The organism is Bartonella sp. AA9NXGY (assembly GCF_042196845.1).
Classification (GTDB): Bacteria; Pseudomonadota; Alphaproteobacteria; order Rhizobiales; family Rhizobiaceae; genus Bartonella.
Genome location: NZ_JBHIRB010000012.1, coordinates 54,366 through 67,102, shown reverse-complemented (window position 1 = coordinate 67,102; position 12,737 = coordinate 54,366). Strand labels below are relative to the sequence as shown.

The window sequence follows — 12,737 nt, the reverse complement described above, 5'->3', positions numbered from 1 at the left end:
TGAAATTGAGCTATTTTCATAAATTAAAAAATGAAATTAAGAAAAGATAAATTATCGTAAACTATACACTTTACTTTAGTATCAAAATTATAATAATGACAACAAATATCAGAATGTGTATAACAGTAAAAAGAGTCATGTTAAAATGAAGTCGATCATACTTATAATTTTGATTGCAAACCTTTTATCGGCTTGTGCATTAGCACCAAAGCTAAAACAGCCCAATGACAGGAACCGCGTGCCTATTAATAAAACAATCCCTGCCGAAATCAAGCGAGGAGACAGATGAAAACAAAACAAGCAAAACCAGTGAAAGCCGAACAACTTAGAAGTTATTATGAAGAAAGCCGTGGCTTAGAACGTGATCTTATCAATGAATTTATAAGGTCGCGCAGAACGGCATGGCGTGTTGCGAGTACTGTGGGTCTTTTTGGCTTATTCGGTATGATATGTGGAGTTGTTGGATTTTCTCAACCAGCTCCAACTCCCTTAGTATTGCGCGTTGATAATACGACGGGTGCAGTTGATGTTATCTCAATCATGCGTGAACACGAAGAAAGCTATGGTGAAGTTGTAGATAGATATTGGCTAAACCAATATGTACTTAACCGCGAAACTTACGACTACGATACTATTCAACTGAACTATGACACAACAGCACTTTTAAGTGCGGCATCTGTTCAACAAGAATATTATAAAATCTATGATGGAGAAAATGCACGGGACAAAGTGCTTTCCAACAAAGCACGTATTACAGTTAAAGTACGATCAATCCAGCCTAATGGACTAGGTCAAGCAACTGTACGTTTTACGACTCAGCAACTTGACAGCAACGGTGCTGCTACTGGACCAAAACAGCACCAAATTGCAACAATTGGTTACACCTATGTTGGTGCACCCATGAAATCATCTGATCGATTGCTTAACCCCCTTGGTTTTCAAGTAACAAGTTACCGTTCTGACCCAGAAATACTGTTGAATGATTAAGGAATTGATTGTTATGAAAAAACTTGCGTTCGTTGTTCTATTGTCTTCGTTTTCTTCTCTTTATACGGTACCTGTGCAGGCGCTCAAAAGTCCATCAAATTCACAATATGATCACCGCATTCGCTATATAACATATAACGAAGCGGATGTGGTTCAAATTGAAACAGTTCTTGGTGTGGCAACACATATTATTCTTGAAGAAGGTGAACAGTACATAACTCATGCCTTTGGTGATTCTGAAGCCTATGCCTTTGCTCATAAAGGGCGGCATATTTTTATTAAACCAAAAGCAGAACTTGCCAATACCAATCTCATCGTTGTAACCGACAAACGGAGTTATAAATTCCGACTACAATTTCGGAATGACCGTGCGGGATCAACATATGAATTGGCTTTCCATTATCCCGATTCAAACGATGAAAAGTCAGAAGAAAACAATCGACGCCTTGCGATTGAACGTGGTTTTCACCAAAGCGTCAACGGCTATAATCTCAGTTATACCATGAGTGGTCACCAAGATATTGCTCCGATAAATGCTTGGGACAATGGGCGTATTACTTACTTTAAATTTCCCGCTAACATGGATATGCCATCGATTTATGTCGTAGATGCTGAAGGTAATGAAAGCTTAATACCACGCACCGTTATCGGCAGTTCTAATGATATTATCGCCGTTCATAAGGTCAATCCTAAATGGCTTATACGGCTTGGTAAACGCGCTCTAGCTGTTTTTAATGAAGCCTATGACCCCAATGGCGTACCAAACACAACAGGGACAGTATCTTCGGTGGTTTATCGTATCAATAAAGGAGGAAAATGATGTTTGACAATAAGGAAGGAGAGGGAAAAGGTACAAAACTGGACAACGTCGAACAAAAACATATTGAAGGTACCTATGGAGGGTCCGAACTAGGTTCTGAACGTCGTCCAACAATTCCAGGTACCCGTGCATTGTTAATGGTAGGACTTATTGTCATAGTAGCGATACCGATTGCCTTGACTTGGAAAGCTTTTAAAATGCGTAATACCGTGGAGGTTGAGGAAGAAAAACCACAACAAATAGTACAGCAAATTATACCAAACTATGTCCCTCGGATTATAGAAGAGCCAAAGATTGTAGAAGAAGCAGAAAAATCAACACAAACAGAAGATTCAAACTTGGATATTCCACCGGCATTGAGTAAACTTCTTCAAACAGCCATTCCTCCACATATGCTCCAAGATTCTGAAGAATTAGCACGCAAACGTATGCTCAGTTCTAGCCTTAACAACGGTGGTAGCGAAGGATCTACAGATACAAATAATAAAGCATCGAATAATGATAGAGGTAATGGCGTATTATTTGATAATCTTCAGCCCGTGCGTTTAGGTCAATCACATGCGATGCAACTTCGTAACCGTGACTTTTTGATTACACAAGGAACGCAAATAGATTGTACGTTAGAAACAAAAATCATTACATCACAACCCGGAATGACGACGTGTCATTTAACACGCGATATTTATTCCACGAGTGGACGTGTTGTTTTGCTTGACCGTGGTTCTAAAGTTGTTGGTTTTTACCAAAGTGGCATACAACAAGGACAAACGCGCGTGTTTGTGCAATGGTTACGCATTGAAACGCCTTCTGGTGTTGTTGTCAATCTTGACTCACCAGGCACAGGTCCTCTGGGTGAAGCGGGTATTGGTGGCTGGGTTGACAGACATTTTTGGGAACGATTTGGTAGTGCAATTATGGTAAGCATTATCGGTGATTTAGGAGAATGGGTAAGAGGAAAAGTTGGTAAAAGCAGCAAAGAAAATAAAGATAACTCACAAAATAAAGGAGCTCAGAATGCTGAATCTATAGCAATCGATGTTCTTCAAAATTCCATCAATATCACACCAACACTTTACAAAAACCAAGGCGAACGAGTAAATATTTTTGTTGCTCGTGATCTGGATTTCAGCGATGTCTACAGTCTCGTCACACGTTAACCCGATACAAAAAGATCAAGCAGTTTTTCAGCTTCTGCAACCGCTTGATTGTTTTTTAGAAGATCCCACGATCACTGAATTATCGATTTGCCGCCCCTGTGAAGTATGGACGAAAAGCTTTAAGGGTTGGCAACTACACAGCGTACCAGAGTTAACAACCACTTTTTTGCAAACGCTTATTACAGCTATTATCGTTTATAACGGTATGGCTCCCAGAAGTATTAATTATGTGCTCTTGCCTGGTGGACAACGTGGTACAATTATACAAACACCAGCTGTTGTTGATGGTGCTCTTTCCTTTGTAATTCGTAAACATTCTCTCATAGTTAAAACGTTAGAAGAACTCAAAGAAGAAGGGGCATTTGACGATTTTTCTGATGTAAGTTTTAATAAGCCTTCAGCAAAAGAAGCCAATAACTTGTTATCGAGGCAGGACTTCACACGGTTGGAACCATTTGAAGTTCAACTCTTACAAAGTAAACGTGAGGGAAAAATTCTTGAATTTTTGGAAGAATGCGTCCTTCACAAACGCAACATTATTATTGCAGGCAAAACAGGATCTGGTAAAACAACATTTGCTCGCTCTTTAATTGAAAAGGTCCCTGTAGAGGAGCGTATTATCACAATTGAAGATGTTCATGAGCTTTTTCTACCCAATCATCCCAATCATGTACATATGATTTATGGTAACAATGTAGGCCGTGTTTCAGCTGAAGAATGCCTAGATGCGTGTATGCGTCAGTCGCCTGACAGAATTTTTCTCGCTGAATTGCGAGGCAATGAAGCATGGGAATATCTCAATTCGCTCAACACTGGTCATCCCGGATCGATTACAACAACGCATGCTAACAGCGCTTTGCAGACATTTGAGCGATGTGCCACCTTGATTAAAAGATCAGAAATTGGCCGGCAACTCGAGTTAGAAATGATAAAAATCGTTCTCTATACAACAGTTGACGTAGTGTTGTTCTTTAAAGATAGAAAACTCTCTGAAGTCTTTTACGACCCGATTTTTGCTAAATCAAAAATCGCTTAAGGGGAGCTTCCTCTCTCGGTAATATGAAGCAAACAAAAATAGCCGTAACTAATTGTTACGGCTATTTATTTAACTTTTCCTATTCTCTTTGCTTCTCCGATGGATTTTCTACACTCTTCATGAGGAAAAAAGTTAATAGACAACAACTCTACGAGAAAACCAAATTATACATAAGGTTCTCTTTATTCTCTTGCCTTTGATCATTCTTTCCATTTACCTTTTGAAAAAGTATCTTTGATGCAAAAAAGAAAAAATAGCTGCAAAATAAATATTTAAACAAAAGAAAAGAATAAATTTTGATTCGCCTATCAATGAAAGCTTCGTAAAATAGGTACTTTCGATCATCACAAATAATTATCGTCATCAAGACCAAAACTTACCGTTTAAAAATTCTAAGCGCTATTTTCAAGTGATTAATAAATATGTTTTTTAACCAAACAATCTCCAAATACGGAAAACCTCATACGAAATAAATTATCATTTCGATTTAGCATCCATAAACCACGTTCTATTTGGTAATAAAAAGTATAGTAGTATATACGACGTCTTCTTCGGACGAAGAAAGATTCTTAACCTCCAGTTGTTCGTAAACAACCAAATTTCTCTTAAGAAAGCTTTGCTAACCATATCACGTGGCTTATGTCCCTCTCCTAAAGATGATATCCATAGATTCCATAAGGTAAGCTCTACTCTGAATATTCCTGCTCTCTTCTCTGCACCACAAAAAGCAAAAATTCCTAAAAGAACAGATCTACAATCACTCTTCTTAAGATGCATCACATTGTCTTATAAAGAGTGTTCATTATTTTGCGTGTTGGATAAAAGATCTTAGTACCGTAGGATTCTCTCATTTCAAAGCTGTTTATTAACCAAAACCATGTCTCTTGCACATTATAAGTAAATAAAGCCGTATAGAATGAAACTGTACAAAAAAGCACTAAAAATGCCTTTTATAAACCATCCAAAATGCCAAAAATTGTCACAACATTGGGAGTTTGCAAAGTGTCTAATGGCGCCCAACTTGCTCTTTTATGAAGTGTAAAAATGGAGATGCTCTATAAATTTTATATTATTCATCGGGGCTTTACCATTATACCATCCACGAGCTCTGTAGTGAAATAAGCTTAGGCACCTTAAAGAAAGGTTTCTTAAAAACAAGCTTGCAAATTGACAAGCAAAGTGTATTTGGCTCGGGGCGTTCTGTTTTACATAAGGGTTTTGATCTTATTAAAGAACGAGAGAAACAAAAGCGTGAAGCAATGCGTAATCTCTATTATTTAAAAGACATTACTCTAGATGCTTTTGAAAGTCGTAAAGCAGAATTAAAAAATGATGCTAAAAATGGAAACTGGTTTGCACCTTTACAGCTTCATATTCTCCTCAAATTAGGCGGCTGTATAGCAACTTTCAAAGATTACGCCAACAGAGATACATAATACTCTTAACTCCCATTTGATAAGTAAAAGCTGCAACAGCAAAAGCTCTTTTAGAAAAACAACGCCATAAAGTCATTAATAAACCGGCAATGAATTGGAGAAATGTTCCAGATTTTTATCAAACACTCTGCAAAGCAACAATAATGATACAACTGGCTTTGCATCTGCTTATTCTTACAGGTGTTCGTACCCATCTCTTGCATCAATTCGTGAAGATCAGATTGAAGAGGATATATGAACAATTCTTGGCTCGAGAATACGAACGGTCTGCGTGATACTACAGGAGATTTCACATGCCATTATGATCACAAATATTAAAAATTTTAAAATAAGCACGCTTGTTTTTTCGCAATGATTTCTGTTTTCTGTAACCGGTCGTAGTCCTTATTAATGTGAAGTTCCTATCACAATATATAAGAGAGATTAGACTAAAAACCTGTCCACGTAGATTTCGCTCTAGTTTACGTAATTGGCTAACAGACTCCACCTATCACACCTCAAAGGACGAAGCCTCTCACGCCACTGATCTGCAAACAATCCGCCCCCTCACCTAGCAGATTTCACCTTCTAACCACTCTAATTACCACATCCTAAATAAGATAGTGTTTTACAGCACAACAGAATAAATACCAAAACAATGGCTGATTATACCGTTAATACTTGGACACCTCTCTTTCATGTTAAGAAATATCTTTTATGCTAAAAAATAAAATAAAAAACACTTTTACTGCTTAAATAACTTTCTTCAGCATATATACAAGAAAAAATGAAATCCCCTAACATAATAAAAAATCCCCTAACATAATAAATAAGACCTAAATCTAGAAATCTCTATTTTTTATAGATAAAAACATATAAAATAAAAACCCACGAAACTCATAAAAATACAACATGTTTTCTTTGATGATTGAATTCATTCAACTCAAACGAACCTATAAACATCCCTTGTACCACATTCGCAACACGTGTTCTTAGAATTCTCACTAGCCTTTTCTAAATTTTTAGAAAAAACTATAAATTTGATATTTTTTAAAAACGTCTTATTTGCTCTTTAGTGAATTTAAATCTATGATGTTACAATATTTTTTAATTACTACCCCCTTAACTATATAATCTATCTCTACAATAGAGAAGGATTTTACGTTCTCCATTTTTTAAGAACTATAAATTTTGCTTTTTAATACGATTAACAATCCAATCTTTAAAACAAAAAATATGACCTTTATATATATATATAATGATATTATCAAAAATTCCTAATCCTTGAATATTAGCAATGTTTTCGATATTACAATAAATGTGTCGTAAAATGACGAATTGTCATAATGATCACTCCTTTGTATTTCATTTAGATAATTTACATGCGTTATAATATTTGTATCAGCATTTATTTTTTGTGCTCTATTTATAAAGAGTAATCATTTTTTATAAAAAATGATTACTTGAATCTGCATCAAATTATAAATTATGATGCGAATTTAATAAAAATAAAAACACATGGCATATTGATTTTATTGTTTTTACATAGAACGCTATTTAAAGTATAGTTTACTCGAAAGACTAATGCCTTTTAAAGGCAATAATAACTATGCTAACCGCCTCATAGAAGCCAATAAATTTTTAGAGATTAAGCCTCAAAGAGGCACAAAAACACGCACAATTTTCTATTTTTCTTTTTACTGTTCGTTAATCGGTCAAATTTCAAAGATAATATTCAACTATGAGTTTTCTGCTCAGTCATTGCAAGGATTGCTTAATTTTTAGGGATTACTTCACTTTTAGAATGATTATAGCTACTGCGCTCCCATAAGCAGCCAATCTTCTTTTAGAGATTTAATTGCTAAAAGGAGATACAATTTTCCACCTTGCGCTTTATTTTGATCAATCAGTAAATTTTCAGAGGCGGCGTTCAACCATGAGTTTTTTAATTTCAGCAATTGCTTTCGCTGGATTTAATCCCTTTGGACAAGTTTGCGCACAATTCATAATCGTATGGCAACGATAAAGGCGGAAAGGATCTTCTAAATTATCAAGACGTTCACCACACATCTCATCACGTGAATCCGCAATCCAGCGATAAGCTTGAAGCAAAACAGCGGGCCCCAAATAACGATCACCGTTCCACCAATAACTTGGACATGAAGTCTGACAACACGCACACAAAATACATTCATAAAGGCCATCGATTTTTTGGCGATCGGAGTGACTTTGTAACCATTCTTTTGCAGGTTCAGGAGAAACTGTTTGCAACCAAGGCTCAATGACTCGGTGTTGTGCATAAAAACGCTTTAAATCAGGAACCAAATCTTTAACAACCGGCATGGAAGGCAACGGATAGACCTTAATGGGATGTTTTACATCATCCATCCCTTTGGTACAAGCTAATGTATTGGTTCCATCAATATTCATCGCACATGAACCACAGATGCCTTCACGGCATGATCGACGAAGTGTCAAAGTTGGATCAATATGGTTTTTAATAAACAAAAGCCCATCAAGAATCATAGGACCACAAGCAGAACGATCCACATAATAAGTATCTAAATGAGGATTTTCCTCATCATCAGGCGACCAACGATACACGTGAAATTCCGTCAGCTTTGTAGCACCTTCAGGTTTAGGCCAAACCTTTCCCGGTTTTACTTGAGAATTTTTGGGAAGCTTAATTTGTACCATATTTCATTCTCCCCTTAATAAACCCGTTTTTTAGGTGCAATGCGCTTTAAATCGATCCCACCATCAGCTTCAGATGTTAACGGGTCCACATGGACAGGTCGATATGATAATGTCACCTTACCCTCTTTTGACAAATGTGAAATCGTATGTTTACGCCAGTTTTTATCATCGCGCTCTGGATAATCTTCACGAGCGTGAGCGCCACGGCTTTCTGAACGTGCTTCGGCAGAATGAACAGTCATGATTGCATTCGCCATAAGATTTTCAAGCTCTAATGTTTCAACCAAATCAGAATTCCATATCAGAGAACGATCTGTGACTTTGAGATCCGACAATTCCCCCCAGATTTTATTCATCCGTTGACATCCCTGTTTCAAAGAATCTTCTGTACGGAAGACTGCTGCGTCTTCTTGCATCGTGCGTTGCATTTTTTCACGCAATACAGCTGTTGGTATTGCCCCTTGTGCAAAACGTAAACGATCAAAACGCGCTATAATTTCGTCAACAGCTTCTTCATTGATGGGTGGCATTTCTGCATTCCGATCAATAACTTCACCCGCGCGAATGGCAGCAGCACGACCAAACACCACAAGATCAATTAATGAATTTGACCCCAAGCGGTTAGCACCATGAACAGAAGCACATCCTGCTTCTCCTACCGCCATCAGCCCTGGTTGAATACGATCAGGCGAATCAGCCGTTGGATTGAGAACTTCCCCGTAGTAATTGGTAGGAATCCCACCCATATTATAATGAACCGTTGGCAAGATGGGGATAGGCTCTTTTGTTACATCCACCCCTGCAAATATCCGTGCTGATTCTGAAATCCCTGGTAACCGCTCATGCAAGATTGCAGGATCAATATGATTGAGAACCAAATGAATATGATCCTTCTTAGGTCCAACGCCACGCCCTTCACGAATTTCAAGTGTGATACAACGCGAAACCAAGTCACGTGAAGCCAAATCCTTAAAGGAAGGTGCATAACGCTCCATAAAGCGTTCACCTTCAGAATTGATTAAATAGCCTCCTTCACCACGAGCTCCTTCTGTAATTAAGCAGCCAGAACCGTAAATCCCTGTCGGATGGAATTGCACAAACTCCATATCCTGAAGTGGCAATCCAGCACGTGCGATCATTCCACCACCATCACCCGTACAGGTATGCGCCGATGTCGCAGAAAAATAAGCGCGTCCATAACCACCGGTTGCAAGAACAACCATTTTGGCAGAAAAACGATGTATTGTACCATCATCGAGATTCCATGCCACAACCCCCGTACAAACCCCATCCGTCATGATGAGATCGAGTGCAAAATATTCAATAAAAAATTGCGCATTATGCTTTAAGCTTTGTCCATAAAGCGTATGCAAAATGGCATGGCCTGTACGGTCAGCTGCTGCGCAAGTACGCTGAACAGGCGGACCTTCACCAAATTGTGTCGTATGTCCACCAAAAGGACGCTGATAAATTTTGCCTTCTTGCGTTCGCGAAAAAGGAACGCCATAATGTTCTAATTCATACACAGCAGCAGGAGCATTACGCACCAAATATTCCATTGCATCGGTATCGCCCAACCAATCAGAACCTTTCACGGTATCATATAAATGCCACTGCCAATTGTCAGGTCCCATATTTGAAAGCGATGCAGCAATTCCCCCTTGTGCTGCAACCGTATGTGAGCGCGTTGGAAAAACCTTCGTAATACAAGCTGTCTTTAATCCTTGTTCTGCCATACCCAGTGTCGCACGTAATCCTGCACCACCTGCCCCAACAACAACAACATCAAATTTATGATCTACAGTGCGATAAGGGGCGTTACCTGCTTTAGCACCCAGAAATGATCCTGTACCCGCCATACTTGTTTAACCCCCTAATGCAATTTTCAAAAGAGAAAAAATAATGATACCACCTATGAGAAAACAAAATAAAATATTTAACGTCAAAAAGAATATCCGAAAACCTTCACGTGGAATATAATCTTCAATCACTACCTGCATACCAAGTTTCATATGATAAAGGACCGAAAAAGTCATCAATCCCATCAAAATAGCAACAATAGGATGTGCAAGTCTTGCACGCACAATACTATAATCCTTTCCCACAAGCGAAAGAATAAGAACAATAAAAAATATCAAAAGTGGTAGATTGATAAACCCCGTCAAACGTTCTAGCCAAAAATGCTCTGTTCCTTCATGAGCACTGCCACGCCCCCGTACTTTTCCAAGTTCCGTTCGAAAATCTTTTTTCATGTCTCTTTTCACCCCCAGCTAAACAACGGTATATCCAATAATCCAAATCGCAAAAGTAACAATAAGAGAAATAAACACTGTCGCCCAAGCAGTGACTGTTGCCTTTTCTTTTGCCAAAAGGCAAGGCTTCAGATCCCAAACAATGTGGCGAACACCACCAACCATGTGATGAACCCCTGCCAAAGTATAAAGAAACAAAATACACAATCCAAACCAAGAACTATAAATTTCGTAAACTGTTCTAAATGTCTCCTCGCCACACGCAATAGCAATTAACCAAACAGCAAGAAAAACCGTTCCAACATAAAGTGCCATACCCGTAATGCGGTGTGCAATGGACATGGCCATAGTAATTGTCCAACGATAAATACTTATATGAGGGGAACGAGGGCGCTCTTTTATCCTAGTTGTCTCTATCATAAAATATCCTGACCTGGTTTATCATAAAATATCCTGACCTGGTTTTTGCAACCGCAATGAACGAGAAAGTTCGCGCAAAACGACTAAACATACTCTCTCGTTTTTACTTGTTTGGCATCTCAAGATACCGATATTACAGGTCGGTTGTCTCAAATAACGGATTAAAGGTCACGCATAAAAAAACCGATTACTCCCTGGATATGATCCGCAAAACTCGCCTTAATCTAATACACTTTTATCTTCACGTCAAAGGTCTAAAATCTTTTCCAAATATAAACAGACATTTTTTCAGATTAAACTTATCCTTTTGAGTATTCACGATATACGCAATAGTCTCTTAAACTGCACCCATAATTAAGAATAAAAAGAGGAAAAATTGATAGATTGAACATTTTTATGTCCACTCCAAGCCTTTTAAAAGGCAAAACGAATCAAGAAAGACACAAATAAGCGGCATAAAAGCCGCTTTTGCATAAAGTTTAGCCGATATAATCTTTACTCAGAAACTTGCTTTTCAACATCTGTGCTGACAGATGCTGCTTCTACTTTCTCAACAACCTTTTCAGCTTTTTTCCGATAATCTCTCTTTTCAGCTATACGTGCAGCTTTACCTCTCAAGCCACGTAGATAATAGAGTTTTGCACGGCGCACTTTACCACGGCGCACCAGCTCAACACCTTCAATCAAAGGAGAATAAACAGGAAATACCCTCTCCACCCCTTCACCATAAGAAATCTTGCGTACTGTAAAGGTCTCATTCAACCCACCGCCTGAACGCGCAATACAGACACCTTCATAAGCCTGAACACGCGTCCGTGTACCTTCTGTCACACGCACCATAACACGGACTGTATCTCCTGGCTGAAATGCTGGAAATTGGCGCTTTTCTTCAATTTTTGCACATTGTTCAGCTTCAAGCTGTGCGATAATATTCATTTCTTTTATCCTTCATGTTCTTTATCGAACAGTCAGAGCGCTCAACTCTTACCAAAAAAGCCTTTATTAAGAATAAGGAGCTCTTTAGGCTATGTCTTACACAGGAGCGAATACACCATTCCTTCATTTTAATTTTGGAACTACAGAAAACCTTTTATAAAAAACTCTCTAAAAAGAGAGCCATGCAATACACCACCTTATCATATGAATCAAGTTTTCTGATGATTTTTATTATAACGCGCATAAAGATCAGGGCGACGTTGACGTGTTAACAATTCGGCTTGGCTTTGACGCCAATCTGCGATCGCTTTGTGATGACCTGAGAGCAATACAGGCGGAATACCCCGCCCTTCGAAAAGAGAAGGGCGGGTATATTGCGGATGTTCCAGCAAGTCATTTTCAAAACTTTCACACCTTGCAGAAGCTGCATTCCCCATCACTCCGGGCAGAAGACGTATAATAGCATCTAAGATAACCAATGCAGCTGTTTCACCCCCTGAAAGAATATAATCACCAATAGAAACTTCTTCTAATTCTCGTGCTTCTATGACTCGCTCATCAACCCCTTCAAAACGTCCACAAACTAACGTTACACCCGTATCACGAGCCAAGCTATGCGCGTAAGCTTGGTCAAAAGGACGCCCACGTGGACTCATCAACAATCTTGGCGAATCCTGTGGACAGCAGTCAAGAGCAGCCGCCAATACATCCGCCCGCATTACCATACCAGCTCCCCCACCAGCAGGTTTATCATCAACGCTATGGTGTTTGTCTAAAGCAAAATCCCTAATCTGTACCGTCTCCAGTGACCAAATTCCACGCTCTAAAGCTTGCCCTGCTAAAGAATACCCTAAAAAACCAGGAAACATTTCAGGATAAAGGGTTAAAACGCGCGCCTGAAATTTCATTTTATTTCTTATCCTTATTTTCTTAAACAGACTCTTAATAGCAAAAATAGCACAAACAAGACTTTTAACGCTATAGCGTTAATCTGAGTCTTCTTGATCTGCGCCATAT

At 38.6% G+C, this 12,737-nt stretch carries 12 protein-coding genes; 6 read left to right on the top strand and 6 right to left on the bottom strand.

The genetic code is table 11. The annotated features are described in order from the left end of the window. Positions 1–145: 145 nt before the first annotated feature. The 6 genes from ACFIM6_RS07120 to ACFIM6_RS07095 all read left to right on the top strand — a co-directional run bounded on the left by ACFIM6_RS07120 (position 146) and on the right by ACFIM6_RS07095 (position 5,436). Positions 146–289 (top strand): TrwH protein, encoded by a 144-nt coding sequence (locus ACFIM6_RS07120; RefSeq protein WP_273790050.1) that lies wholly within the window; start codon positions 146–148, stop codon positions 287–289. Next, positions 286–987: a virB8 family protein gene (locus ACFIM6_RS07115; protein WP_375606007.1), complete on the top strand. Its 702-nt coding sequence runs from the start codon at positions 286–288 to the stop codon at positions 985–987. The genes ACFIM6_RS07120 and ACFIM6_RS07115 overlap by 4 nt, the downstream gene beginning before the upstream one ends. Positions 988–1,000: 13 nt before the next feature. Next, positions 1,001–1,807 (top strand): P-type conjugative transfer protein VirB9, encoded by an 807-nt coding sequence (gene virB9 / locus ACFIM6_RS07110; protein WP_375606008.1) that lies wholly within the window; start codon positions 1,001–1,003, stop codon positions 1,805–1,807. Beyond that, positions 1,807–2,964 (top strand): type IV secretion system protein VirB10, encoded by a 1,158-nt coding sequence (virB10, locus tag ACFIM6_RS07105; RefSeq protein ID WP_375606219.1) that lies wholly within the window; start codon positions 1,807–1,809, stop codon positions 2,962–2,964. Before virB9 ends, virB10 begins: the two co-directional genes overlap by 1 nt. Further along, entirely contained in the window at positions 2,939–4,000 is a 1,062-nt protein-coding gene (gene virB11 / locus ACFIM6_RS07100) for a P-type DNA transfer ATPase VirB11 (RefSeq protein WP_375612249.1), read from the top strand. Before virB10 ends, virB11 begins: the two co-directional genes overlap by 26 nt. A 1,160-nt stretch (positions 4,001–5,160) precedes the next feature. After that, entirely contained in the window at positions 5,161–5,436 is a 276-nt protein-coding gene (locus ACFIM6_RS07095) for a hypothetical protein (protein WP_375612248.1), read from the top strand. 1,896 nt (positions 5,437–7,332) lie between these two features. On the opposite strand, the gene ACFIM6_RS07090 is transcribed toward ACFIM6_RS07095, so the two are convergent. The 6 genes from ACFIM6_RS07090 to trmD all read right to left on the bottom strand — a co-directional run bounded on the left by ACFIM6_RS07090 (position 7,333) and on the right by trmD (position 12,628). Further along, complete coding sequence (locus ACFIM6_RS07090) at positions 7,333–8,112, bottom strand: succinate dehydrogenase iron-sulfur subunit (RefSeq protein WP_005774220.1); 780 nt, start codon at positions 8,110–8,112, stop codon at positions 7,333–7,335. Positions 8,113–8,126: 14 nt separating this feature from the next. Next, on the bottom strand, positions 8,127–9,971 hold the full coding sequence (gene sdhA, locus ACFIM6_RS07085; RefSeq protein WP_375612247.1) for a succinate dehydrogenase flavoprotein subunit: 1,845 nt from the start codon (positions 9,969–9,971) through the stop codon (positions 8,127–8,129). Between the two features lie 6 nt (positions 9,972–9,977). Further along, positions 9,978–10,364, bottom strand: coding sequence for a succinate dehydrogenase, hydrophobic membrane anchor protein (gene sdhD, locus ACFIM6_RS07080; RefSeq protein WP_375612246.1), 387 nt, complete (start codon positions 10,362–10,364; stop codon positions 9,978–9,980). Positions 10,365–10,382: 18 nt separating this feature from the next. Continuing rightward, positions 10,383–10,784, bottom strand: a complete 402-nt coding sequence (gene sdhC, locus ACFIM6_RS07075) for a succinate dehydrogenase, cytochrome b556 subunit (protein WP_375606014.1) — start codon at positions 10,782–10,784, stop codon at positions 10,383–10,385. Between the two features lie 495 nt (positions 10,785–11,279). Next, complete coding sequence (gene rplS, locus ACFIM6_RS07070) at positions 11,280–11,720, bottom strand: 50S ribosomal protein L19 (RefSeq protein ID WP_375612245.1); 441 nt, start codon at positions 11,718–11,720, stop codon at positions 11,280–11,282. 209 nt (positions 11,721–11,929) lie between these two features. After that, positions 11,930–12,628: a tRNA (guanosine(37)-N1)-methyltransferase TrmD gene (trmD, locus tag ACFIM6_RS07065; RefSeq protein WP_375612244.1), complete on the bottom strand. Its 699-nt coding sequence runs from the start codon at positions 12,626–12,628 to the stop codon at positions 11,930–11,932. Positions 12,629–12,737 lie beyond the last annotated feature (109 nt).